General features: G+C 67.3%; 22 protein-coding genes. 12 read left to right on the forward strand and 10 right to left on the reverse strand.

All coding sequences use genetic code 11. The features are described 5' to 3' along the window. The first annotated feature begins 15 nt into the window (after positions 1-15). Both ACO2Q9_RS19745 and ACO2Q9_RS19750 read left to right on the forward strand, forming a co-directional pair. Entirely contained in the window at positions 16-1,002 is a 987-nt protein-coding gene (locus ACO2Q9_RS19745) for a polysaccharide deacetylase (protein ID WP_423313933.1), read from the forward strand. Next, the gene (locus ACO2Q9_RS19750; RefSeq protein WP_423313935.1) at positions 999-1,931 is read left to right on the forward strand and encodes a polysaccharide deacetylase family protein; all 933 of its coding nucleotides are present in this window, start codon (positions 999-1,001) and stop codon (positions 1,929-1,931) included. Before ACO2Q9_RS19745 ends, ACO2Q9_RS19750 begins: the two co-directional genes overlap by 4 nt. Positions 1,932-1,947: 16 nt before the next feature. Here the strand turns inward: ACO2Q9_RS19750 and ACO2Q9_RS19755 are convergent, their stop codons facing one another. Both ACO2Q9_RS19755 and ACO2Q9_RS19760 read right to left on the reverse strand, forming a co-directional pair. Next, on the reverse strand, positions 1,948-2,580 hold the full coding sequence (locus tag ACO2Q9_RS19755; protein WP_423313937.1) for a MarR family winged helix-turn-helix transcriptional regulator: 633 nt from the start codon (positions 2,578-2,580) through the stop codon (positions 1,948-1,950). 65 nt (positions 2,581-2,645) lie between these two features. Next, on the reverse strand, positions 2,646-3,947 hold the full coding sequence (locus ACO2Q9_RS19760) for a Rieske 2Fe-2S domain-containing protein (protein ID WP_423313939.1): 1,302 nt from the start codon (positions 3,945-3,947) through the stop codon (positions 2,646-2,648). A 106-nt stretch (positions 3,948-4,053) separates the two neighbouring features. Between ACO2Q9_RS19760 and ACO2Q9_RS19765 the strand changes: the two genes are divergently transcribed. Then, a complete protein-coding gene (locus ACO2Q9_RS19765; RefSeq protein ID WP_423313941.1) occupies positions 4,054-4,806 on the forward strand; it encodes an SDR family NAD(P)-dependent oxidoreductase in 753 nt (250 codons plus the stop codon). Here the strand turns inward: ACO2Q9_RS19765 and ACO2Q9_RS19770 are convergent, their stop codons facing one another. Then, entirely contained in the window at positions 4,807-6,345 is a 1,539-nt protein-coding gene (locus tag ACO2Q9_RS19770) for a YifB family Mg chelatase-like AAA ATPase (RefSeq protein WP_423313943.1), read from the reverse strand. 204 nt (positions 6,346-6,549) lie between these two features. On the opposite strand from ACO2Q9_RS19770, the gene ACO2Q9_RS19775 reads away from it, so the two are divergent. The 7 genes from ACO2Q9_RS19775 (at position 6,550) to ACO2Q9_RS19805 (ending at position 13,457) form a co-directional block, all read left to right on the forward strand. Next, a complete protein-coding gene (locus ACO2Q9_RS19775; RefSeq protein WP_423313945.1) occupies positions 6,550-7,251 on the forward strand; it encodes a TorF family putative porin in 702 nt (233 codons plus the stop codon). A 55-nt stretch (positions 7,252-7,306) separates the two neighbouring features. Continuing rightward, the gene (gene glnK, locus ACO2Q9_RS19780; protein ID WP_423313946.1) at positions 7,307-7,645 is read left to right on the forward strand and encodes a P-II family nitrogen regulator; all 339 of its coding nucleotides are present in this window, start codon (positions 7,307-7,309) and stop codon (positions 7,643-7,645) included. Between the two features lie 24 nt (positions 7,646-7,669). Next, positions 7,670-9,172 (forward strand): ammonium transporter, encoded by a 1,503-nt coding sequence (locus tag ACO2Q9_RS19785; protein ID WP_423313948.1) that lies wholly within the window; start codon positions 7,670-7,672, stop codon positions 9,170-9,172. 171 nt (positions 9,173-9,343) lie between these two features. Next, complete coding sequence (locus tag ACO2Q9_RS19790; RefSeq protein WP_423313950.1) at positions 9,344-10,282, forward strand: SMP-30/gluconolactonase/LRE family protein; 939 nt, start codon at positions 9,344-9,346, stop codon at positions 10,280-10,282. A gap of 72 nt (positions 10,283-10,354) precedes the next feature. Further along, a complete protein-coding gene (gene glcE / locus ACO2Q9_RS19795) occupies positions 10,355-11,437 on the forward strand; it encodes a glycolate oxidase subunit GlcE (RefSeq protein WP_423313952.1) in 1,083 nt (360 codons plus the stop codon). A 17-nt stretch (positions 11,438-11,454) separates the two neighbouring features. Continuing rightward, on the forward strand, positions 11,455-12,696 hold the full coding sequence (gene glcF / locus ACO2Q9_RS19800; protein WP_423313953.1) for a glycolate oxidase subunit GlcF: 1,242 nt from the start codon (positions 11,455-11,457) through the stop codon (positions 12,694-12,696). Between the two features lie 56 nt (positions 12,697-12,752). Beyond that, on the forward strand, positions 12,753-13,457 hold the full coding sequence (locus ACO2Q9_RS19805) for a helix-turn-helix transcriptional regulator (RefSeq protein WP_423313955.1): 705 nt from the start codon (positions 12,753-12,755) through the stop codon (positions 13,455-13,457). On the opposite strand, the gene ACO2Q9_RS19810 is transcribed toward ACO2Q9_RS19805, so the two are convergent. Continuing rightward, positions 13,430-14,383: a LytTR family DNA-binding domain-containing protein gene (locus ACO2Q9_RS19810; protein WP_423313957.1), complete on the reverse strand. Its 954-nt coding sequence runs from the start codon at positions 14,381-14,383 to the stop codon at positions 13,430-13,432. The two genes, ACO2Q9_RS19805 and ACO2Q9_RS19810, sit on opposite strands and share 28 nt — an antisense overlap. Before the next feature lie 141 nt (positions 14,384-14,524). Between ACO2Q9_RS19810 and ACO2Q9_RS19815 the strand changes: the two genes are divergently transcribed. After that, on the forward strand, positions 14,525-15,793 hold the full coding sequence (locus tag ACO2Q9_RS19815) for an acyltransferase family protein (RefSeq protein ID WP_423313959.1): 1,269 nt from the start codon (positions 14,525-14,527) through the stop codon (positions 15,791-15,793). Here the strand turns inward: ACO2Q9_RS19815 and ACO2Q9_RS19820 are convergent. Further along, complete coding sequence (locus tag ACO2Q9_RS19820) at positions 15,711-16,205, reverse strand: glutathione peroxidase (protein ID WP_423313961.1); 495 nt, start codon at positions 16,203-16,205, stop codon at positions 15,711-15,713. The two genes, ACO2Q9_RS19815 and ACO2Q9_RS19820, sit on opposite strands and share 83 nt — an antisense overlap. 11 nt (positions 16,206-16,216) lie before the next feature. Continuing rightward, the gene (lplT, locus tag ACO2Q9_RS19825) at positions 16,217-17,500 is read right to left on the reverse strand and encodes a lysophospholipid transporter LplT (protein ID WP_423314118.1); all 1,284 of its coding nucleotides are present in this window, start codon (positions 17,498-17,500) and stop codon (positions 16,217-16,219) included. Positions 17,501-17,633: 133 nt separating this feature from the next. Between lplT and alr the strand changes: the two genes are divergently transcribed. Next, positions 17,634-18,749 (forward strand): alanine racemase, encoded by a 1,116-nt coding sequence (gene alr / locus ACO2Q9_RS19830; RefSeq protein WP_423313963.1) that lies wholly within the window; start codon positions 17,634-17,636, stop codon positions 18,747-18,749. A 6-nt stretch (positions 18,750-18,755) separates the two neighbouring features. Here alr and ACO2Q9_RS19835 read toward each other — a convergent pair whose 3' ends face one another. Genes ACO2Q9_RS19835 through ACO2Q9_RS19850 form a run of 4 tightly spaced genes read right to left on the reverse strand, consistent with a single transcriptional unit; the run spans position 18,756 to position 22,726 of the window. After that, positions 18,756-19,952, reverse strand: coding sequence for an MFS transporter (locus tag ACO2Q9_RS19835; protein WP_423313964.1), 1,197 nt, complete (start codon positions 19,950-19,952; stop codon positions 18,756-18,758). 20 nt (positions 19,953-19,972) lie between these two features. Continuing rightward, positions 19,973-20,884, reverse strand: a complete 912-nt coding sequence (locus tag ACO2Q9_RS19840; RefSeq protein ID WP_423313966.1) for a DMT family transporter — start codon at positions 20,882-20,884, stop codon at positions 19,973-19,975. 46 nt (positions 20,885-20,930) lie between these two features. Next, complete coding sequence (locus ACO2Q9_RS19845; protein WP_423313968.1) at positions 20,931-21,905, reverse strand: 2-dehydropantoate 2-reductase; 975 nt, start codon at positions 21,903-21,905, stop codon at positions 20,931-20,933. A 23-nt stretch (positions 21,906-21,928) separates the two neighbouring features. Next, positions 21,929-22,726, reverse strand: a complete 798-nt coding sequence (locus tag ACO2Q9_RS19850; RefSeq protein WP_423313970.1) for a class II aldolase/adducin family protein — start codon at positions 22,724-22,726, stop codon at positions 21,929-21,931. Positions 22,727-22,737 lie beyond the last annotated feature (11 nt).

Raw genomic sequence — 22,737 nt, forward strand, 5'->3', positions numbered from 1 at the left:
GGCAACATGCCGGCCATGCTGCAATTCACCTACCGGCCCCAGGCGCCGGCCACCCGCCGCGAGCGCGCCGGCACCCTGCCCACCTGGTCACCCTACGATCCGATCGAGGGCCGCCCGCCGCTGAAGTGGCCGGGTGGCGCGCGCGTGGCGGTCTGGATCTGCCCGAACGTGCTGCTCTACGAACCCGACCCGCCGCGCGACGCGTGGCTCAACGCGTGGTCACGCACGGCAGCGCCGGATGTGCTGGCCTTCGGCCGGCAGGAGTACGGTCCGCGCGTGGGCTTCTGGCGCATGCTGGAGGTGCTGGACAAACACCGCGCACGCTGCTCCGCCGTGGTCAACTCTGCGGCGCTCGCGGCGTACCCGGACATCCGCGCGGCCGCCGTGGCGCGCGGATGGGACTTCATCGGCCACGGCATCGCCAACACGCGTTTCATCTACGGCCTGGACGAAGCGCAGGAGCGCGCCTACTGGCGCGAGATGCGCGACGGCGTGGAGCAACTGACCGGCGTGCGCATGGCGGGCACCGGCGGCCCCGGCCCGCAGGCCGCGACGGAGAGCACGCCAGACCTGCTGGCGGAAGAAGGCTTCCTCTACCACGGCGACTGGTTCCACGACGACCAGCCGTTCCCGCTGCGCGTGCGCGCGGGCAAGCTGATCTCCATGCCCTATGCGCAGGAAACCAACGATGCACCGTTCTTCGGTGCAGCGTTCGAGGCCGACCAGTTCGCCGACGCCTGCTGCCGCCAGTTCGACCGGCTGTATGAAGAGGGTGCGCACAGCGGCCGCGTGTTCTGCCTGTCGGTGCACCCGGCGCTCATCGGGCAGCCCCAGCGCATTGCCGCGTTCGACCGCGTGCTGTCGCATGTGCTGTCGCACCCACTGATCTGGCAGGCCACTGGCGCGGAGATCGCGGGCTGGTACATGACGAACTGCCACGATGCGATGCTCGCGCACGCCTGCGGTTCCGGAAAGGCCGCACGGCAAGGCGGTGACGCATGAGCAACCAGCCCCGCCTGCAGGCGCAGGGTCATCCGCTCGGCTTCGGCCATGCGCCCTCGTCGATCCATCTGCGGCCCGCGTTGCGCTGGCCCGGTAACAAGCCGCTGGCGCTGGCCTTCATGGTCAGCGCGGAAACCTATGAGATCGCACCGCCCGACGGCGCGCACCAGCCGCCCAATCTGCCGGGCGGCTTCGGCCGTGGCCCGTATCCGGACCTGCGCGCCTGGTCCACACGCGAATACGGCAACCGCATCGGCTTCTTCCGCGTGGCGGACGAACTGGCGCGCCACGGCTTCCGTGCGACGCTCGCCGTCGATGCGCTCACGGCGATGCATCGGGCGCCAGTCATACGGCGCGCGCAGTCGCTCGGCTGGGACATTGCGGCGCACGGCCGCAGCGTGACGCAGATGGTGTCGTCGGAGATGGACGAAGCCACCGAGCATGCACACCTGTCGTCGGCCATCGACGACATCGCACAGGCCTGCGGCATCCGGCCTACGGCGTGGCACGGCGCCGAGTACGGCGAGAGCATGCGCACGCCGGGTTTGCTGGCCGGCCTGGGCATCCATTGCCTGCTCGACTGGACCAACGACGAACAGCCCTTCGCCATCGAGTCAGGCTCGGGCCGCGTGGTTGCGGTGCCCGTGGCGATCGATCTCGACGACGTGTTTGCGCACTGGCACCGCAAGGTCGATATGGCGCGCTGGTGCGCCATGGTGCTCGAAGCCGCGACGCGACTCGCCGAAGACGGGAAGACCAGCGGGCGCTGCCTCGTGATCAACCTGCATCCGTGGCTCATCGGCCAGCCGTGGCGCGCGACCTACCTGCGCGAGTTGCTGGCTGCGCTGTCCGGCATGGAGGGTGTGTGGCGCGCGACGCCACAGGAAATCGCGCTGGCCTGGCGCGCGAGCGATCAGGCTGCCGGATGAGACACCCCGGCAGGCTTCAGTCGGTAACCTTGCGTTTGCGCGGCGCCGTCGTCTTTGCAGCGGCACGCGGTGCGCGCGCCGGGGGGGCGGCCAGGCCTTCTGCCTCGGCGATGGCCTTCCAGGCCGTCTTGCCGGTGAAGATCTTGCGGCCCTGCGCTTCGAGCTTGTCCATCACCTGGTAGAAAGACTTGAGTTCGCGCGTGTCGAGCACGGAGAGGAAGCGGCGTTCGATCACGCGGCGCGCGTGGTCGATCTCTTCGTAGATGGCGCGGCCTTTCTTCGTGAGGTTCAGCGCGACGCGGCGGCGGTCTTCCGAGTCCACCGTGCGCGTGACCCAGCCGGCGTTCACCAGCTGGTCGACAGCGCGCGTGACCTTGTCGGCGTCCATGGTGGCGTGATGCGCGGCGTCCACCGGGAAGATCGGCTCGTAGCGGCCGATGATCGCCATGATCTTCCATCCCGCGACAGTGAGGCCGAACTTGGGTCCGAACATGCCCGCCAGGCAGCGCATGCTGCCGTCGGCCAGGATGGCGAAACGGTAGGCCGTCCGGTGTTCCAGGTCAAGGTCTTCCTCGGTGAGGCCTGCCGCGCTCTTGATAGACATGTGTTCCTCTGCACGCATGGCACGGCCGGTGCGGCCGCGCTTCATGGCGAAATCATTGCGAAACGCAAATCATACGGCAGCCACATGTCCCCCACATGCCCGCGCTGTTGTCACGTGGCCGCGGTGTCCTGCGCTGGATCAATGGTCATGCAACGCGTGATGTGCTCTCGCCAGTCGGCCTCGCGGTCGAGCACCAGGCCCACGGGGCGGATGCGGTGGCTGCGCGGGTCGAGACCGACGGGCTTGGTGCCTTCGCCATACGCGCGTGCCGCGGCCAGCACCTTCTGCCGCCAGCGCGAGATGGCGAGGTCGCTGGGCGCAAGGTGTTCGTGCAGGCGGTCCGCGATCGGGCCCATGCTTTCCTGCACCGCCTTGTCCTGGCACCACAGCGGCTCGATGCTGGAGAACATGCGTGAGCGCTGGATCTGCCGGTCGCCGAGGTAATCGTTGCCCGCGTGCCGCACCGGCCGCCATGCGCCGCCCGCCTCGGCCGTGGCCGGCATGAACTCGGTGCAGTGGAAGAACAGGCCGGTGTCGCGCTTGGCACGCTCGGTGGCGGTGAGCGGGCGGTCCGGGTGCCAGTGGATGGCCCAGACCATCGTCGTGTGATCGTCCATCGGCACCCACATGTTGAACTGCGGCAACGGGTCGTCGAAGGGCGCGATCATCACGAACACCGGCATCACGTACTGCGCGGCGCGCCAGTAGTAGGTGTCTTCTTCCGCGTTGCGGCGTGCGGCCATCATCAGGCCGTAGTCGGTGTCTAGCACCTCGTAGCGCGGGTAGCGGTCGCGGTCGAAATAAAGCAGTTCGCGTGCGCCTTCGAACTGCTGGTAGTCAGCCGGGTCGAGCCGCGAATGCAGGATCGACGCGTGGCTGCTGTCGATGTCGCCTTCGAGCGCCTGCGCCCAGTTGCAGTCCATCACGCGTTTGCTCATGTAGACATGGCTGGCGTCCACCGATGCCCATTCGAAGGCCGGCGCCTCGGGCGGCGTGCCTTCGCCCAGATAGGCCCAGACCACGCCGCCGCGTTCGATGCAGGGGTAGGCGACGGTCTTGATGCGCTTGCAGAAACTGCTTTCCGGCGGCTCGCTGGGCAGGTCGGTGCAGCGGCCGTGGATGTCGAACTTCCAGCCGTGATAGGCGCAGCGCAGGCCGCCTTCCTCATTGCGGCCCAGGTAGAGCGAGGCGCGGCGGTGCGGGCAGAACTCGTCGAGCAGGCCGACCTGCCCACCCGAATCGCGGAACGCGATCAGCGGTTCGCCGAGCAGCCGCACGCGCACCGGGTCGCAGTCGGGGCCGGGCAGTTCGCTCGACATGAGGATGGGCAGCCAGTACGCGCGCATGAGCTGGCCCATGGCGGTGCCGGGGCCGGTCTGGGTGAGGAGCCTGGAGTTTTCGTTGTTCAGCATGGGGTGTGTTCCTGGGCGGCATTGTGCGCCCAGATAGTCTCGTTTTGCAAGTATTGAGAATTGCAACTATTATCGATGGATTGATTTTGTGGAGTGCGGGACGACGATGAAGGACAACCGGGCGATTGCAGGCCGCACCGTGCTGGTCGCGGGTGCTGGCGGAGGAATCGGCGAGGCGCTGTGTGCGGCCATGCGCGGCGCAGGTGCCGCCCGCGTGTTGCGCGGCGTTCGCACGCCCACCGGCCAGGCCGATGAGCTGCCGCTCGATCTGGGCGACGCGGCGTCGTTGCGTACGGCCGCTGACCGGCTTGCGGGCAGCATCGACATTCTTGTCAATGCAGCGGGCGTCAATGCGGGTGCGGGAATCTTTGACCTCGACGCGCTGGCGAACGCACGCCGCGAGATCGACGCCAACTATTTCGGCGCATTGGCGCTGCTGCATGCGTTCGCGCCCGCCATGGCCCGGCGCGGACACGGCTGCATCGTGCATGTGGTGAGCGTGCTGGCGCATGTGGCCTTGCCGGCCATGGGCAGCTATTGCGCGAGCAAGGCCGCCATGCATTCGCTCACGCAGGCCGCGCGCGCCGAACTCGCGCCGCGCGGCGTCCGCGTGATTGGCTCCTATCCGCCAGTGGTGGACACGCGCATGAGCGCGGGCGTGACCGGCGCTAAGCTGTCGCCGGACGATGTGGCCGCCGACGTCGTGCGCGCATTGCTCGCGGGGGACGACGAGACCTGGCCGGGTGCCGCAGGTGCGCTGCATGCCGCGCTGCTGCAGGATCCGCCGGCGGTGGTCCGCCAGATAGGGCAGCGGTTGCCGGTTGATGCCGGCGTGCTCACTTCGACCCAGGCAGGCTGATCAGTCCGTGGCCGTCAGGCTGCGCCGGTATTGCACCGCTTCGGCGACGTGCTCGGCACGTGTCTGTGTGGATCCGTCCAGATCGGCAATCGTGCGCGCTACCTTCAGCGCCCGATGCGTGGCGCGCGCCGACCAGGCCAGCCGCGTGGCAGCCTTGCGGATGAACTGCGTGGCCGCGTCGTCGAGCGTGACGTGCGCGTCGATCTCCATGCCCTGCAGCGCCTGGTTGGCGCACCCCTGGCGCGCCATGGCGACATCGCGGGCACGCGTGCAACGTTCGCGCACGGCGGCAGTCGGCTCGCCGGGGGCGGCCTCCAGCAGTTCATCCGTGGTGAGCGCGGGCACTTCGACGTGCAGGTCGATGCGATCCAGCAGCGGGCCGCTCAGCTTGGCTTGGTAGCGCGCGACTTGATCCGGTGAGCAGCGGCAGCTGCGTCCTCGCGCGCCGAGGTAACCGCAGGGGCACGGGTTCATCGCCGCGATCAGCTGGAAGCGCGCCGGAAACTCCGTCTGCCGCGCCGCGCGCGAGATGCGGATGCGGCCCGTCTCCAGCGGCTCGCGCAACGCCTCGAGCGCTGCACGCGGGAACTCGGGCAGTTCGTCCAGGAACAGCACGCCGTGATGGGCCAGTGATATCTCGCCCGGCCGCGGCGGTGATCCGCCGCCGACCAGCGCCACGGCGCTCGCCGAATGGTGCGGGCTGCAAGTCGCGCGCTGGCCCCATCGATTGAGCGCGAAGCGACCGCCCAGGCTCGCGATGGCGGCGCTTTCCAGCGACTCCTGCACCGACATGACGGGCAGCAGGCCCGCGAAGCGCTGCGCCAGCATCGACTTGCCCGAGCCGGGCGGGCCGGCCATCAGCACGCTGTGGTTGCCCGCCGCGGCGATCTCGAGCGCCCGCCGCGCGGCGGCCTGGCCTTTCACATCCGCGAGGTCGGGGCCTTGCGCCGCCGCGGCAGGTTCGGCCGGCAGCACGCGGACCCATGCACTGGCCGGGATGCCGGCGTCTTCCTGATCAGAGGCCGGGCGGAACCGCGAGACGACGTCCAGCAGGTGCCTGGCGCCATAGACGTGCGAGCCCGGGACCAGCGCCGCCTCCTTCGCGCCGCATTCGGGCAGGACCAGCCGGGTGTCCACGCCCTGCGCCTGCAGCGCGAGGCTCATGGCCAGCGCCCCGCGCACCGGCCGAAGTTCGCCCGACAGCGAGAGCTCGCCGGCGAATTCATGCCCGGCGAGCTGGGCGGCATCCACCTGCCCGCTGGCGGCAAGGATGCCCAGCGCGATCGGCAGGTCGAACCGGCCGGAATCCTTGGGAAGGTCCGCCGGCGCGAGATTCACGGTGATGCGTTTGTTGTTCGGAAATTCGAGACCGGCGTTCTGGAGGGCGGACCGCACGCGCTCGCGCGCCTCCTTCACCTCCACATCGGCCAGCCCCACCAGGGTGAAGCTGGGCAGGCCATTGGCCAGATGCACCTCGACGGTGACAGCACGCGCTTCCAGACCCAGAAGCGCGCGGCTCTGTATACAAGCAAGACTCAAACAGACTCCCTATTCAGGTGCGCGCCCGCAACTAGTGCTGGAAAAAATCCAAGAATGCACTAGAAATGTGCATAAAAGCGGGCTGAACCGGGAGAAGCAACGCGCAAAGCGCCGATAGCGTGCACAACCCTACAAGGCGTGTGCACTTTGGCACGCTCCATGCTTTGTAGCGGCTGTCTTTTAACCACCAATGGAGAGCATTTGATGAAATTCGCGAAGACCCTGGCAGTTGCCGCTGTCGCCGCCCTGCCGATGATTGCAAGCGCACAACTGAGCGCCAACGTCAGCCTCACGAGCAACTACAAGTTCCGCGGTCAAGACCAGGACATCGGCCGTACCAGCGCCTTCAAGCCGGCCCTGCAAGGCGGTTTCGACTATGCCTTCGCCAATGGTTTCTACATTGGCAACTGGAACTCTTCCGTCGACTGGGCAGCCAACAACAGCCTGGAAAGCGACTTCTACGGTGGTTACAAGTTCCCGCTCGGCCCTCTGGCTGCCGACGTCGGTCTGCTGCGCTACCAGTACTCGGGCAATTCCATGGTGAACACCACGGAAGCCTACTTCGGCGTTGGCTACGGCCCCTTCTCGGCCAAGTACTCGCACACTGTCTCTGACGGCTACTTCGGATGGGGCCAGCCCGCTGGAGACGGCAAGGGTACGGGCTACCTGAACCTGGCCATCGCCCAGGAAATCATGCCCAAGCTGACGCTGAAGGCATCGGTTGGGTTCACCAACTTCAAGACGGCTACCGGCGCTGAGGACTACACCGACTACAGCATCGGCGCGAGCTACGATCTGGGCGACGGCTTCTCTCTGTCCGGCGCGCTGGTTGGTGCCAACGAGAAGGCTTTCTACGGTTTCGTCAACAAGAACCGCTTCGTCCTGACGATCACGAAGGCAATGTAATTTCGGCAGGGCCTGCGAGAGCAGGCCCTTTGTGTATTACCTGAAGGAAAAGAACATGAAACTGGTGACAGCGATCATCAAGCCGTTCAAGCTTGACGAAGTGCGCGAAGCCCTCTCCGGCATCGGCGTGCAGGGCATTACCGTGACGGAGGTGAAGGGATTCGGCCGTCAGAAGGGCCATACCGAGCTGTACCGCGGCGCGGAATATGTCGTCGACTTCCTGCCGAAGGTCAAGATCGAAGCCGCCGTGTCCGATGACCTGGTCGAGCGCGTGATCGAAGCCGTCGAAGGCGCAGCCCGCACCGGCAAGATCGGTGACGGCAAGATTTTTGTCTACAACCTCGAGCAGGTTGTCCGTATTCGTACCGGCGAGACCGGCAAGGAAGCGCTGTAAGCGTCCTTTAGAAAGAAGACAGATATGAAAAAACTGCTTGCCTCCCTCCTGTTGGGCATGAGCCTGATTGCCGGCGGTACCGCCGCAATCGCCCAGGCTCCCGCACCTTCCGCACCGGCTGCCGAAGCCCCGGCGGCACCCGCTGCCGCACCGGCCGCCGAAGCCGCACCCGCTGCTGCCCCGGCCGCTGCCGAAGCCGCACCCGCTGCTGCACCCACCCCGAACAAGGGTGACACCGCATGGATGACCGTGGCCACCGTGCTCGTGATCTTCATGACCCTGCCCGGCCTGGCCCTGTTCTACGGCGGCCTGGTCCGCAGCAAGAACATGCTGTCGGTCCTGATGCAGGTTTTCGTCGTCAGCTCGCTGATCTATGTCCTGTGGGCCATCTACGGCTACACGCTGGCATTCGGCGGCGCTGGTACCTTCTATGGCAATTTCAGCAAGCTCTTCCTGAGCGGTGTGACCCCCGATTCCGTCGCGGCCACCTTCAGCAAGGGTGTGGTGATCCCCGAGCTGTCGTTCATCGCCTTCCAGGCCACGTTCGCTGCCATCACCTGCGCGCTGATCATCGGTGCCTTCGCAGAACGCGTGAAGTTCAGCGCCGTGCTGATCTTCTCGGTGATCTGGTTCACGTTCTGCTACCTGCCCATGGCCCACATGGTCTGGTACTGGGACGGCCCGGATGCGATCACCGACGCTGCTTCGCTCGAGACCGTGGTTGGCAACGCCGGCTGGCTGTGGGCCAAGGGCGCGCTCGACTTCGCAGGCGGCACCGTCGTCCACATCAACGCTGGTGTTGCCGGCCTGGTGGGTTCGTATGTCATCGGCAAGCGCCTGGGCTTCGGCAAGGAAGCCTTCACGCCGCACAGCCTGACGCTGACCATGGTCGGTGCCTCCATGCTGTGGGTAGGCTGGTTCGGCTTCAACGCCGGCTCCAACCTCGAAGCCAACGGCCTGACCGCGCTCGCGCTGATCAACACCGTGTTCGCAACCGCCGCCGCCACGCTGTCGTGGATCGCCGGTGAAGCGCTGGCCAAGGGCAAGGCTTCCATGCTGGGTGCCGCTTCCGGCGCCGTTGCCGGTCTGGTGGCCATCACCCCGGCCTGCGGCTTCGTGGGCCCGATGGGCGCGATCATCATCGGCCTGATCGCCGGTTTCGTGTGCCTGTGGGGTGTCAGCGGTCTCAAGAAGATGCTGGGCGCGGACGACTCGCTCGACGTCTTCGGTGTCCACGGCGTGGGCGGTATCGTCGGCGCACTGCTGACCGGCGTGTTCGCTTCCCCGTCCCTGGGTGGTACCGGTGTGTACGACTACGTCGCCAACAAGGTCGGCGAAGGCTACTCCATCGGCAGCCAGGTCTGGATCCAGTTCCAGGGCGTGCTGACCACGGTGGTCCTGTCTGCCATCGTCTCGTTCATCGCCTTCAAGATCGCCGATCTGGTGGTCGGTCTGCGTGTGTCGGAAGAAGCCGAACGCGAAGGCCTGGACATCACGTCCCACGGCGAAACCGCCTACAACCGCTGATCCGTCAGCCACCGGCAGCCGCCGTCGCAGGCGGCTGCCGGGTCAACGAATACAAGCGAGAGTCTCCTTTGGATGTTTGGCCCACCCGCAAGGTGGGCCATTTTTTTTTGGCTCGTGCACAATGGCCCCAGCACAGCCCAGACTGATGCGGCAACCTGAGGAGACATGCGAATGAGCAACTGGCAAGCCGTCGTTCCCGAGCGCTTCGGGACCGGCGAATCCCCCTTCTGGCATCCGGTGGAGAACACCCTGTACTGGGTGGATATTCCGGGTCAGCGCGTCCTGCGTGCCAACGTCTTCATGGGCACGGTCGAGAGCTGGCCGATGCCCAGCGAGCCGGGCTGCATTGCGCCGGCGCAAAGCGGCGGCCTCGTCATTGCATTGCGCGACGGCGTGTACCGCGCGCGCAGCTGGGGTGGCCCGCTTGCGGTGCTGGCGCGCTTCAACCACGACCCACGGACGACGCGCTTCAATGACGGCAAATGCGATCCCCTGGGTCGCTTCTGGGCCGGCACCATCTACGAGCCGCGCGACGCGCGCAAGGGTGACCTCTACAGCATCGACTGCCGGCCCGACAACGGCAACGGCGGCAAGCCGCAGGTGGCGCTGAAGGCGCACAACGTCGTCGTCGCCAACGGCCTCGCGTGGTCGGCCGACGCCCGCACTCTCTACTGGACCGACACCACGCACCACGTCATCCAGGCGTGGGACTGGGAGGGCGGGCTCAATGTGCTGAAGCACCACCGCGTGTTCCACCAGTTCCCGTCGAAGCCCAAGGGCTGGACGGCCGATGACGCTTCCGGTAGCGCTTACGGTGGACGGCCCGACGGCGCTGCCGTGGACGCGGAAGGCAACTACTGGGTCGCCATGTACGAAGGCGCGCGGGTGCTCAAGCTCTCCCCGGCAGGCGACGTGCTGGCCGAAATTCCCGTCCCGGTGAAGTGCCCCACCATGCCGTGTTTCGGGGGCGATGACCTGCGCACGCTCTACCTCACGACCGCAAGCCACGGTCGCAGCGGGAAAGAGCTCGAAGCACACCCGCTGTCGGGGCGCGTGCTGTCGATGCGGGTGGATGTGCCGGGGTTGCCGGTCAACTACTTCGTGGACTGAACCGAGCCGTTTCACAAGACCCGTTCAAAAAAATCACAAGGCTGCATCGGGAGCCCCGCTACCATCGCCGGCATGGATCCAGCCCTTCGCCAGATCACCGACCGCATTGCTGCCGCCGCGTCCAGCGGCATGCCGCTGCGTCTGCGGGGTGGTGGCAGCAAGGACTTCTACGGCGGCTCGCCGGCGAACGAACCTGCGGGGGAGGTGCTCGACACCCGGCCGCTGTCGGGCATCACGAGCTATGAGCCGAGTGAACTCGTCGTCACCGCGCGCGCGGGCACGCCGCTGGCCGAGCTCGAAGCGCTGCTGGCCACGCGCGGCCAGTGCCTGCCGTTCGAGCCGCCTTCGTTCGGCGGCGCGGCCACGGTGGGCGGCATGGTGGCGGCGGGCCTGTCCGGCCCGGCGCGCGCATCGTCGGGGGCGGTGCGCGATTTCGTGCTCGGCGTCACGCTCGTCAACGGCCGCGCCGAAGTGCTGAGCTTCGGCGGCCAGGTCATGAAGAATGTCGCGGGCTACGACGTGTCCCGCCTCATGGTGGGCTCGCTCGGCACGCTCGCGCTCATCGCCGAGGTCTCGCTCAAGGTGCTGCCCGTGCCGCCGGCCGAATGCACGCTGCGCTTTGCGATGGACGAAGCGCAGGCGATCACGCAGCTCAATCGCTGGGCCGGGCGGCCGCTTCCGCTCAACGCGTCGTGCTGGCAGGGGGGCATGCTGTGGCTGCGCCTGCGCGGTGCGCAGGCCGCCGTGGCGTCCGCGCGGCAGGTGCTGGGCGGCGAGCGCGTGGACGATGCGCAGACACCGTGGCAATCCTTGCGCGAACAGTCGCACGACTTCTTCCGCATCGGTGGCGACGAGTGCCTCTGGCGCATGAGCGTGCCGGACACCGCGCCGCCGCTTGGCATGGGCGACACGCTCCTCGAATGGGGCGGCGCGCAACGCTGGCTGCGCCGTCCGGCAACCGGGCTCGCCGAAGTACGGCAGGCGGCGACGCGCGCGGGTGGGCACGCAACGCTGTTCCGCGCCGCATCCGGCGCGCCGCGCCACGCGGTCTTCACGCCGCTGGCCGAACCGCTGGCGCGCATCCACACCGCGCTCAAGCAGCAGTTCGACCCCCATGGCATCTTCGGGCGTGACCGCCTGTATGCCGGCTTCTGATCATCGGCTTCTGATCCATGCAGACCCAGCTCGCACCCGAATTCAAGGACACGCCGGAAGGCCGCGAGGCCGAAGCCATCCTGCGCAAGTGCGTGCACTGCGGCTTCTGCACCGCCACCTGCCCCACCTATCAGCTGATGGGTGACGAACTGGACGGCCCGCGTGGCCGCATCTACCTGATGAAGCAGGTGCTCGAAGGCGAAGCACCGACACGCAGCACGCAGATGCATCTGGACCGTTGCCTCACCTGCCGCAACTGCGAAAGCACCTGCCCCAGCGGGGTCCAGTACGGCCATCTCGTGGACATCGGCCGCAAGCTGGTGGACGAGCGCGTGCCGCGTCCCGCCGGCGAGCGAGCACTGCGCTGGCTGCTGAAGGAAGGCCTCACCTCTCCGCTGTTTGCGCCGGCCATGAAGCTCGGCCAGGGCGTGCGCGGCCTGCTGCCCGAAGCGCTCAAGGCCAAGGTGCCCGAGGCGCGTCCAGCCGGCGCTTGGCCCGGGCGCAGCCATGCGCGCAAGGTGCTGATGCTCACCGGCTGCGTTCAACCGGCGATGATGCCCAACATCAACACCGCCACCGCACGCGTGCTCGACGCCGCAGGCATCGAGACCATCGTCGCACCCGAGGCTGGTTGTTGCGGTGCGGTGAAGTTCCACCTGAACGACCAGGACGGCGGGCTCGCGCAGATGCGCGCGAACATCGATGCATGGTGGCCGCATGTCGAAGGCGTGAACGGTGCAGCGCCTGTCGAAGCCATCGTGATGAACGCCTCCGGCTGCGGGGCTACCGTGCGCGAGTACGGGCACCATCTGAAGCACGATGCGGCGTATGCGGACAAGGCGCAGCGCATCAGCGCGCTCACGCGGGACATCGGTGAACTGCTGCCGCAGATCGTGCCGGCGCTGCGCGACCGCGTGAAAGCGCCAGAGGGGCTGCTCGCCTTCCACCCGCCCTGTACGCTTCAGCACGGCCAGAAGGTCCGTGGCGTCGTCGAGCAGCACCTGAACGAACTCGGCTTCCAGCTGCGCGTGGCGACGAACGAATCGCACCTGTGCTGTGGTTCGGCCGGCACGTATTCGGTGCTGGAGCCGCAGACGTCGAAGGCGCTGCGCGACCGCAAGCTGGGGCACCTGGCCGAGCTCGAGCCGAAGGTCATCGTGTCGGCCAACATCGGCTGCATCACGCACCTGCAGAGCGGCACGGCCACGCCCGTGCGCCACTGGGTGGAAATGCTGGACGCGGCCATCCAAGACTCCTGACATCTCCTGTCAGTAACCTCCAGAATGCGGGGGAAGGGGCCGCTACGATGATCCGCATGCGCCGATCCGATCGCCTGTTCCACGTCATCCAGCTCATCCGCGGCCGGCGCCTGACCACGGCGGCGTTCCTTGCCGAACGGCTCGAGGTGTCCGAGCGCACCATCTACCGCGATGTGTCCGATCTGCAGCGCCAGGGCGTGCCCATCGAAGGCGAGGCGGGCGTTGGCTACCGCCTCGGCCCCGGCTTCGACCTGCCGCCGCTGATGTTCACGCAGGAAGAAGCCAAGGCGCTGGCGGCTGCCGTGCGGCTGGCGCAGGCCTGGCTGGACCCGGCGCTGGCGCTGCAGGCGCAGGCGGGGCTGGGCAAGATCATGTCGGTGCTGCCGCTGGATGCGCGCGCGGCTGCCGAAAGCCTGGTGATCTATGCGCCCTACACCGGCCTGCCCGAGGCGACGCAGCGGGCGCTGCAGACCTTGCGCGAAGCCGCCCAGGCACGTCGCAAGCTCTACATGACCTACGAAGACGTGAGCGAGCAGCAGACGCAGCGCACCGTGCGGCCGCTGGGCTGCTTCTACTGGGGCAAGGTGTGGACGCTCGCGGCCTGGTGCGAACACCGTGAGGCGTTCCGCAGCTTCCGCGTGGACCGGATCCGCTATGTGCGCACGCTGCCCGACACCTTCCGCGACGAACCCGGCCGCACGCTGGCCGACCTGCTGCGCGAAGAAGAGAGGCGCTATCGCGAATCGGACGGGGCGGGCTGAACGTTCCGCGGTGGCGCGGATGGATCCAGCGCGCCGCGGTAACGCCGGCTGCACGGCACCAGTGCGCCGCTCTTCATGCGGATGCGCGCATCGCCGCCCTCCAGCGGCTCGATCTCGGCCACGCGGTCCAGGTGCACGGCGTGGCTGCGATGAATGCGCGCGAACTTCGCCGGATCGAGTTTTTCCATGAAATCGGCCAGTGTGGAGCGCAACAGGTAGACGTGGCCGTTCACGTTCAGCGCCACGTAGTTGCCCTGCGCCTGCAGCCATTCGATGTCGGCGGCGGCGATGAGGAACTCCTTGCGCAGTTGCCGCACGAGAAAGCGCTCGGGACGCGCCGGCTCTGCCGGCCCTGCCGTCGGTGACGGGATCCCGGCGGGCGCTTCGCCAGCAGGTTCGGGTGCGGCGTCCAGCACACGTGCCTCGCCCTGCAGACGCAGCATTACCAGACGGTAGGAGACCAGCGCGGCGAGGATGAGCACATAAGTGCGCACATCCTTCAGGTACTCGTAGAAGAGTACCTGCGGCATCGCGCCGAGGATGTACGTCTCGCCCACCAGTGCATACGCGGCCTGCCGCATGCCGAACATGAGCAGCACATGGAAGGCGCAGAACATCACGCTGGCCGCAAAGTGGCGGGGCAAGGCGCTGCGCAAGGTGCCCCAGCGCAGCGGATGGCGGCGCTCGAACGCCACCACGGCTGGCAGCAGCAGGCCGATGGCGAGATTGCTCGACACCTCCCACAGCGCCGGTTGCCACCAGGGGAGCGGGCGACCCACCCGCGCCAGATCGAGCGAGACGACCACGGTGTTCGCCACGGCCTGCAGCACGAGCACGAACACCCAGAACGCCACCTCGGCCTGCCGCCGCACCGGCTGATAGCGCTCGAACCAGATCTGTTCAGGGGGCGGCGGGGGTTGCAACATGCGACGAGTCTAGGGCCGGTCGATGGGATTTCGTCCCGGCGGGGCCGCCACTCGTCACAAATCGGGAACGGGCCGTCCCAATCCGCCGCCACGGCGGGCCTGCCGGCGCGAGCATCGCGGTTTTCCAACGGAGCACCGTCCATGCAACGACGCCATGACATCGACGCCCTGCGCGCACTGGCCTTCGCCCTGGTCATTCTCTATCACGTGGGCATGGCCTACGTGGCGGGCTGGCACTGGCACCTCAAGAGCGAACATGCCGCCACGTGGCTGCAATGGCCGATGCAGGCGCTCAACATCTGGCGCATGGACCTCGTGTTCCTCGTGTCGGGGCTGGCGTTCAGCATCCTGCTGCAACAACGCATGAAAGAAGGCGCGCCTCCCGTCGCGGACAAAGCGCGGGGCCGCTTCCGGTTGCTGGGCCAGCGCAGCTGGCGGCTCCTGCTGCCGCTGGCCTTCGGCATGGCGGTGGTCGTGCCCTATCAACCGTATGCACAAGGTGTGGCGAACGGGCTGATCGAACCCGGATTCAGCGCCTTCCTTGCGCGCTACTTCACGGGTGGCCGGTGGCCGCGCGGCGCGTTCGACGGCTGGGACATCGGCGTGACCTGGAACCACCTCTGGTATCTGCCCTACCTGTGGGCCTACACCGCCGTGTGGTGCCTGGCGCTTCCCCTGCTCCAGTCCGGACCGGTCGCGCGGCTGGCCGGGGCATTCCGGCAACTGCGCGGCACGCGGTTGCTGGTGTTGCCGATGCTGCCACTCATGCTTTATTCACTGACGCTCTGGCCGTACTTCCCGCAGTCGCACGACCTCGTGCACGACCTGTGGCTGCACGCGGTGTATTTCACGCTGTTCGGCTATGGTGTGTGGATCGGGCTGGACAAGGGGCTCTGGGCGGAGCTCACGCGAATTGCCAGGCGCGCACTGCTTCTGGCCGTGCTGGCGTTCGTCGTGTATGGCGGCTTGCGCTGGGCGGTGCTGTCTGCGGATCTGGCGGATTTCCGGCCTGCCGTGCGGATGCTGGCCCGGCTGGTCGCGAATGCGTATCTGTGGTTCGTCATCGTCGCCGTGCTCGGTGCCGCGCACTGCTGGCTGAACCGGCCGTGGCCCTGGCTGCGCTGGGCCGGTGAGTCCGTCTATCCGTGGTACATGCTGCACCAGACGCTGATCATCGTCGCGCTGGTGTGGCTGATGCCGCTGCACCTGGGCCCATGGATCGAGCCGCTGGCGGTACTGGTGTGCGCGCTGGGCGGCTGCTGGCTGGTCACCGACGGCCTGGTGCGCCGCGTGCGCTGGCTGCGTCCGCTGTTCGGGTTGAAAGCGATCAGGCCGGCTGCGCAGCCAGCGCCTTCTCGATGTCTTTCTGCAGATCCTGCGGCTTGTCCGTCGGCGCGTAGCGCTCGATGACCTGCCCGTCCTTGCCGACGAGGAACTTGGTGAAGTTCCACTTGATGGCCTTGGTGCCCAGGATGCCCGGCGCTTCGCTGACCAGCCACTTGTAGAGCGGCGACGCGTTCGGGCCGTTGACGTCGATCTTCTCCATCATCGGGAAGCTCACGCCGTAGTTGAGCGAGCAGAACTCGGCGATCTCGCCATTGCTGCCCGGGTCCTGGCTGCCGAACTGGTTGCAGGGAAAGCCGAGCACCTGCAGGCCGCTGTCCGCGTACTTCTTGTGCAGTTCCTCCAGCCCGGCGAACTGCGGCGTGAAGCCGCACTTGCTCGCGGTGTTGACGATCAGCAGCACCTTGCCTCTGTAGGTGGACAGCGGGGTGAGGCTCCCGTTGATCTGCTGGGCTTCGAAGTCGTAGACACTGGCCATGGCGGGCTCCTTCAACCGTGATGTTTGTCGCTGCGCGCTATCTCGAGCAGGTGCTCGACCTCGTCGCGGTGCTTCACGCAGTTGCTGGCGTGCCAGCGCTGGATGATCCACATGAAGCCGGCCACCACGATGCCGAAGGCCGTGATGGCGCCGAAGGCCGACAGGCCCATGCCCGTCGAGAGGCTGTAGAACGCGCCCAGACCCAGGATGCAGGCCTGCTCGTTGAAGTTCTGCACGGCAATCGAGCGGCCCGCGCCCATGAGGTTGTGGCCGCGGTGCTGCAGCAACGCGTTCATCGGCACCACGAGGAAGCCGCCCAGCGCGCCCAGCAGGATGAGGAACGGCGCAGCCACCCACACGTTGTTGATGAAGTTCATCAGGATGACCAGCAGGCCCATGCCGATGCCCAGCGGGATGACGCGCGTGGCCATGTCCAGCTTCATGCGTACCGACGCGACCACTGCACCGACGGCCGTGCCGATCGCGACCACGCCCACAAGCGACGAGGCCTGCGTGGTGCTGTAGCCCAGTGCTGCCGCGCTCCAGGCCAGCACGATGTAGCGAAGATTGCCCGACACGCCCCAGAACAGCGTGGTGGTGGCCAGCGAGATCTGGCCGAGCCGGTCGCGCCACAGGCGGGCGTTGCAGCTCCAGAAGTCGGGCAGCAGCTCGAGGCGGTTTCGCGGCATGGGGCGCATCTCGACGCCGGTGTGCGGGATGCGCGTGTTGAACCAGGCGGCCAGCGCGTAGACGACGATCAGGATGGCAATGGCCGCTTCTGCCGCCGTGTCGATGCCGGTGTCGATGTAGGGCAGGTCCACCGAGAGCAGTGCAGTGGACACGTGATGGCCGACCAGCTGGCCGCCCAGCAACACGCCCAGGATGATGGAGGCGATGGTCAGCCCCTCGATCCAGCCGTTGGCCTTGACCAGCTGCGACGGCGGCAGCAGCTCGGTGAGGATGCCGTACTTGGCCGGCGAGTACGCGGCGGCGCCGAGACCGACGATGGCATAGGCGAGCAGTGGATGGCTGCCGAACAGCATCATCAGGCAGCCCGCCACCTTGATGAAGTTGCTGACGAACATGACCTGGCCCTTGGGCCGCGAGTCGGCGAACGCGCCCACGAAGGGGGCGAGCACGACGTAGAAGAGCGCGAACATCGGCACGAGTGCCGCGCGCTGCCATTCGGCGGCACCACTGGTGCGCAACAGTTCGACCGCGGCGACGAACAATGCGTTGTCTGCCAGCGACGAGAAGAACTGCGCTGACATGATGGTGTAGAAACCGCGCTTCATCGGGGAAGCCATCAGTCAGGCTAATGGCAGTATCAAGTGGTGGTGTCTCCGAACGATCAGGGGTTATAGCATGGCCCACAGTGCCAAAATCCCCAAAGGCCCCGCATTTCGCCCGGGGCTTCGCAACTTTCCCATGCCCCGTCCGATCCTTGCCACTGTCCACACCGAAGCCCTGCGCCACAACCTCTCGCGCGTGCGACAGAACGCCGCCGATGCGAACGTCTGGGCCATCGTCAAGGCCAACGCCTACGGACACGGCATCGAGCGCGCGTTCGCGGGCCTGCGCGGTGCGGATGGTTTCGCGCTGCTGGACCTGGCCGAGGCCGAGCGCGTGCGCGCACTGGACTGGCGCGGCCCCATCCTGCTGCTGGAAGGCGTGTTCGAGCCGCGTGACCTGGAGCTGTGTTCGCGCCTGAACCTCTGGCACACGGTGCACTGCGACGAGCAGATCGACATGCTCGCCGCCCACAAGACGCACCAGCCGCACCGTGTCTTCCTCAAGATGAATTCGGGCATGAACCGCCTGGGCTTCGCACCGCAGCGCTACCGCGCGGCATGGACGCGCCTGAACGCGCTGCCGCAGGTGGACGAGATTTCGCTCATCACCCACTTCAGCGATTCGGACGGCCCGCGGGGCATCGCGCATCAGATGGCGGTGTTCAGCCAGACCACCGAGGACCTGCCGGGTGAACGCTCGCTGGCCAACAGCGGCGCCGTGCTGCGCCATGCCGAAGCGGCGGGTGTGCGCGCCGACTGGGTGCGTCCCGGCATCGCGATCTACGGCAGCGCGCCCGATGCGCCCGAGCACACCGCCGACGAATGGAAGCTGCAGCCGGCAATGACGCTCTCGTCGCGCATCATCGGCACCCAGATGCTGCAGCCGGGCGACACCGTGGGCTACGGTTCGAGCTTCACTGCAGACGTGCCCATGCGCATCGGCGTCGTCGCCTGCGGCTACGCCGACGGCTACCCGCGCCACTGCGCCACCGGCACGCCGGTGCTGGTGGACGGCGTGCGCACCCGCATGGTCGGCCGCGTGAGCATGGACATGCTGACCGTGGACCTCACACCCGTGCCGCAGGCCGGCATCGGCACGCCGGTCACGCTGTGGGGACGCGCCGCGAAGGCCGACGGTCTGCACGGGGACACGTTGCTGTCGATCGATGAAGTGGCGCGTGCCGGCGGCACCGTGGGCTACGAACTCATGTGCGCAGTCGCGCCGCGCGTGCCGTTCGCGGTGGACGCCTGACCCCTTTCACCCGCGCCATCGCAGGATGGCGATGACGCCGAGGATCGGGCCGGGCAGCAGCAGCCACGTCACCTGCGTTCCCCATCGGTCGAGTAAGGCAGACGCCAGCGCGATCGACACCATCGAGATCAGGAAGCCGATGGCATTCTGCAGTGCCAGCGCGCTCCCTACCGCATGCGGCGGGCAGGCGGCAGCACTCAATGCGGAAAACTGCGGCGAGTCGGTGACTACCGTCGCACCCCACAACAGCAGCAATGCGAGCACGGCCATGGGACCCGCGAGCGCGGCTGGCGGAAACAGCAGGCAGCACAGCCCGGACACGGCGAGCGACACGGCCGCCACGCGCTGGCTGCCGGAGCGACGCGCCAGGGCTGCACCTGCGATGCAGCCGGCACCGCCGATGGCGATCACCGTGAAGCTCAGCAGCGAAACGATCGACGGCGATGCAGCCGCGGCGGGCAGGGTGCCGACGATGAGAAAGGGCAGCAGTGCCCAGAACGCGTAGAGCTCCCACATGTGCCCGAAGTAGCCGAATGCCGCGGCACGGAAAGCCGGGACGCGGAACGCCTGCAGCGCCACACCCAGCCGCACGGGTTGTCGGCCGACTGACGGCAGATGCGGCCCGTCCCCCAGCCAGAGCACGGTCGCGCCCGCGACCAGCGCCAGCAGCGACGAGGACAGCACGACGCCTTGCCAGGGCAGCGCGCCGGCGACGCCACGCACGCCGTGCGGCAGTGCGGTGCCGATGGCCAGCATCGCCACCAGCAGCGACAGCGTCGTCGAGGCCCGACCCGGCGTCCAGCTCACCACCAGCTTCATGCCCAGCGGGTAGATGCCCGCGAGCGAAACGCCGACGAGGAAACGCAAGGCGACGGCGAACGCGAGCGATTGCGTGTTCAAGGCGAACACGGCGTTGGCGCCTGCACCCAGCAGGCACGACACGAAGAAGACGCGACTTGCCGCGAAGCGGTCCGCCAGACCTGTGAGCGCCACCAGCAGGGTGCCCGCAATGAAGCCGGATTGCGTCGCATTGGTCAGCCAGCCGATGCCGGCCGGCGAGAGATCGAGTGCGGCACGCAATTCCGCCGCAACGCCGTTGGTGCTGAACCAGAGCGAAGTCCCGAACAGCTCCGAGACCACAAGGATCGCAATCGCAAATCGCAGCCGGGCATTGTCTGGCGCGGCCGGATGTGCGTGCTGCATGGATTCCGGCTTCCTGGTCTTCAGCGCTTGCGCAGCCCCAGCCGTATGACGGCGGCCACGACGACCAGCGCGCCCGCCACCTGCACGGGCGCGATCGCCTGCCCGAGGATGAGCCAGGCCAGCACGAGCGCGAACACGGGCTCCACGTTCATGATGGCCGAGTTGCCCGCCACGCCGAGCTTGGGCAGCACGGTGAACATGATGGTGAAGGCGGTGCCGTAGAGAAAGGTGAGCGCTGCCAGGCCCCACCAGCCGGCCGCCGCCTGCGGCAGGTGGAAGCCTCCCTTGAAGCCCACGTTGGCAAGCGCCACCAGGCCCGCGATGATCATCGTCGTGGCGGTGCGCACGCGGCCATCCACGTCTGCCGCTTCATGCTGCGTCACCACGAGCGCCAGGCCGAAGGTGCCGGCCGCGGCGAGCGCGAACGCGACGCCCGTGCCGATCTGGCCCCACTGCCCGGCGGCGCCCAGTCCCGACGCCGCACCGAACACGTCGAGCGCGAGCGCGAGCCCGATCAGGATGACGGGCATTGCGATGAGCACGGCGCGTTCGGGCTTGCGACCGTAGAAAAGCCGATCCCACAGCGCGGTCCACAGCGGATAGGTATTGAAGGCCAGCAGCGCGAGCGCCACCGGCAGCCGCGCCACGGCGGAGTAGAGACACAGGCTCTGCACACCGATGAGCAGACCGATCAGCGGCAGGAATTTCCGGTGCGCCGGCTTGAATGACAGCGGTACGCGCTGGATGAAGATCAGCGCCGACACCACGAGCGCCGTGACGATGCTGCGGAACACCACCGCCGTCGAAACGTCCGCACCATGGTTGAAGGCGATGCGGGCCGCCACATGGTTCGCGCCCATCATCAATGCGATGAGCATGAGGGTGGCGAAGGCGGCCCCGCTCAGGGCGCGGGCGTTGGTGTTGCTTGACATCCGGTGAGGTTAACCGAGGCTGCGCGATGCTGACGCCCGCCCGCGCTCAGTACAGCCCGCGCACACGCGCATGCAAACGCGCCAGGCCCATCAGCGCATCGGTGAACGGCGTCGGCGTCTTCGTGATCTCGCCGAGTTCCTTCACGACGCCCACCAGTGCGTCGAGCTCGACCGGGCGGCCGGCTTCCACGTCCTGCAGCATCGAGGTCTTGAACGCGCCGAGCTTCATGGTCACCGCGTGCCGGTCTTCGGGGTCCTGGTCGATCGGGATGCCGATGCGCGCGCCGATCTCGCGCGCCTCCAGCATGACGTTCGAGATGAAGCCGCGTACCTGCGGATCGGCCAGGATGAGGTCGGTGGTCGCGCCGGTGATCGCGCTCACCGGGTTCACCGTCATGTTGCCCCAGAGCTTGTACCAGGCGTCTTTCTGGATCTGTTCGGACACCGGTGACTCGATGCCGGATTTCCCGATGAGCGCGGCGAGCGCTTGCACCCGTTCCGTCTTCTGCCCGGAAGGCTCGCCGATGATGATGCGGTTGCCGAAGTGATGCCGCACGAAGCCCGGTCCGTGGAGCGCGCAGCTCGCATGCACCACGCCGCCGATGATGTGCTTCGCGGGAATGGCCGCGGCAATCGCGCCTTCGGGGTCGACCGCCTTCAGCCGCGTGCCCGCGTACTGGCCGCCGAAACCTTCGAAGAACCACCACGACACGCCGTTCATCGCGGTGAGCACCATGGTGTCCGGGCCGAGCAACGGGCCGATGGCCTTGGCGACGGAGGCGAGCGCCGGCGCTTTCACCGCGACGATGACAAGGTCCTGCACACCGAGGTCGGCGGGGTTTTCAGAGGCCTTCACCTGCGCTGTGAGCACTTCACCGTTCTGCTCGAGCCGCAGCCCGTCCTTGCGGATCGCTTCGAGCGTCGCACCCCGTGCGACCACGCTCACGTCGCAACCCACCTGCGCGAGCCGCACACCGACCCATCCGCCGATCGCACCGGCGCCGTAGATACAGACTTTCATTCTCTGGACTGCTTTGCGTTGATTTACTGCTTGTAGCTGGCGTCGATGCGGTCGACCTGGCGAACGAGGGCGTCGAACACGTCACGGCCTGCGCCGTGGTTGGGGTTGAACTGGAGCGAATCGCGCGTGCACTTCTGTGCGATGTCTTCAGGGATCGGGATGGGCGCACCCATCGACAGCGTGGCCAGCTGGATTTCGCAGGCGCGCTGCAGCGTCCACAGCACGGCAAACGTCTGCGACAGCGTCTTGCCCCAAGCCAGCAGGCCGTGGTTGCGCAGGATGACGGCGTTGCAGTTACCGATGCTCCTGAGCAGGCGCGGCCCTTCCTCGGCATGGATGGTGATGCCTTCGAAGTCGTGGTACGCCAGCATGCCGTGCAGCTGCGCGGTGTAGAAGTTGGTCTGCTGCAAACCGCCCTGCACGCAGGCCACGGCGACGCCGGCGGTCGTGTGCGTGTGCATCACGCAGTGCGCGCCGGGCAATCCGTCATGGATGGCTGCGTGCACCGTGAAACCGGCCGGGTTCACCGGGTAGGGCGAGCCGTCCAGCACCTTGCCCTGCAGGTCGATCTTCACCAGGTTGCTGGCGGTCACTTCGGAGTAATGCAGGCCGAAAGGATTGATGAGGAACTGCTTCTCGTTGCCCGAAACACTGTCCGGCAGCCGCACCGTGATGTGGTTGTAGATCATCTCGGTCCACCCCAGCATCGCGAAGACGCGGTAGCACGCGGCCAGGTCGAGGCGCGCGGACCATTCGTCCGGATGCATGCCGGCCGGGGCGGCCGAGCGGGGTGAGGTGGCGGGCTTGAGGACAGCGTTCATGGCAACTCCGG

Source organism: Variovorax sp. VNK109 (genome assembly GCF_049445855.1).
In the GTDB taxonomy this organism is placed as follows: domain Bacteria; phylum Pseudomonadota; class Gammaproteobacteria; order Burkholderiales; family Burkholderiaceae_C; genus JAGOCV01.

Excerpts from the sequence above, each read along its gene's own strand:
- ACO2Q9_RS19760 (WP_423313939.1), bottom strand. The coding sequence starts at position 3,947 with ATGCTGAACAACGAAAACTCCAGGCTCCTCACCCAGACCGGCCCCGGC.
- ACO2Q9_RS19810 (WP_423313957.1), bottom strand. The coding sequence starts at position 14,383 with ATGTTGCAACCCCCGCCGCCCCCTGAACAGATCTGGTTCGAGCGCTAT.
- glcF (WP_423313953.1), top strand. The coding sequence starts at position 11,455 with ATGCAGACCCAGCTCGCACCCGAATTCAAGGACACGCCGGAAGGCCGC.
- ACO2Q9_RS19845 (WP_423313968.1), bottom strand. The coding sequence starts at position 21,905 with ATGAAAGTCTGTATCTACGGCGCCGGTGCGATCGGCGGATGGGTCGGT.
- ACO2Q9_RS19755 (WP_423313937.1), bottom strand. The coding sequence starts at position 2,580 with ATGAAGCGCGGCCGCACCGGCCGTGCCATGCGTGCAGAGGAACACATG.
- ACO2Q9_RS19790 (WP_423313950.1), top strand. The coding sequence starts at position 9,344 with ATGAGCAACTGGCAAGCCGTCGTTCCCGAGCGCTTCGGGACCGGCGAA.
- ACO2Q9_RS19840 (WP_423313966.1), bottom strand. The coding sequence starts at position 20,884 with ATGTCAAGCAACACCAACGCCCGCGCCCTGAGCGGGGCCGCCTTCGCC.
- ACO2Q9_RS19805 (WP_423313955.1), top strand. The coding sequence starts at position 12,753 with ATGCGCCGATCCGATCGCCTGTTCCACGTCATCCAGCTCATCCGCGGC.
- ACO2Q9_RS19775 (WP_423313945.1), top strand. The coding sequence starts at position 6,550 with ATGAAATTCGCGAAGACCCTGGCAGTTGCCGCTGTCGCCGCCCTGCCG.
- ACO2Q9_RS19785 (WP_423313948.1), top strand. The coding sequence starts at position 7,670 with ATGAAAAAACTGCTTGCCTCCCTCCTGTTGGGCATGAGCCTGATTGCC.
- lplT (WP_423314118.1), bottom strand. The coding sequence starts at position 17,500 with ATGAAGCGCGGTTTCTACACCATCATGTCAGCGCAGTTCTTCTCGTCG.
- ACO2Q9_RS19815 (WP_423313959.1), top strand. The coding sequence starts at position 14,525 with ATGCAACGACGCCATGACATCGACGCCCTGCGCGCACTGGCCTTCGCC.
- ACO2Q9_RS19820 (WP_423313961.1), bottom strand. The coding sequence starts at position 16,205 with ATGGCCAGTGTCTACGACTTCGAAGCCCAGCAGATCAACGGGAGCCTC.
- ACO2Q9_RS19765 (WP_423313941.1), top strand. The coding sequence starts at position 4,054 with ATGAAGGACAACCGGGCGATTGCAGGCCGCACCGTGCTGGTCGCGGGT.
- ACO2Q9_RS19750 (WP_423313935.1), top strand. The coding sequence starts at position 999 with ATGAGCAACCAGCCCCGCCTGCAGGCGCAGGGTCATCCGCTCGGCTTC.
- glnK (WP_423313946.1), top strand. The coding sequence starts at position 7,307 with ATGAAACTGGTGACAGCGATCATCAAGCCGTTCAAGCTTGACGAAGTG.
- ACO2Q9_RS19745 (WP_423313933.1), top strand. The coding sequence starts at position 16 with ATGCTGCAATTCACCTACCGGCCCCAGGCGCCGGCCACCCGCCGCGAG.
- alr (WP_423313963.1), top strand. The coding sequence starts at position 17,634 with ATGCCCCGTCCGATCCTTGCCACTGTCCACACCGAAGCCCTGCGCCAC.
- ACO2Q9_RS19835 (WP_423313964.1), bottom strand. The coding sequence starts at position 19,952 with ATGCAGCACGCACATCCGGCCGCGCCAGACAATGCCCGGCTGCGATTT.
- ACO2Q9_RS19850 (WP_423313970.1), bottom strand. The coding sequence starts at position 22,726 with ATGAACGCTGTCCTCAAGCCCGCCACCTCACCCCGCTCGGCCGCCCCG.
- glcE (WP_423313952.1), top strand. The coding sequence starts at position 10,355 with ATGGATCCAGCCCTTCGCCAGATCACCGACCGCATTGCTGCCGCCGCG.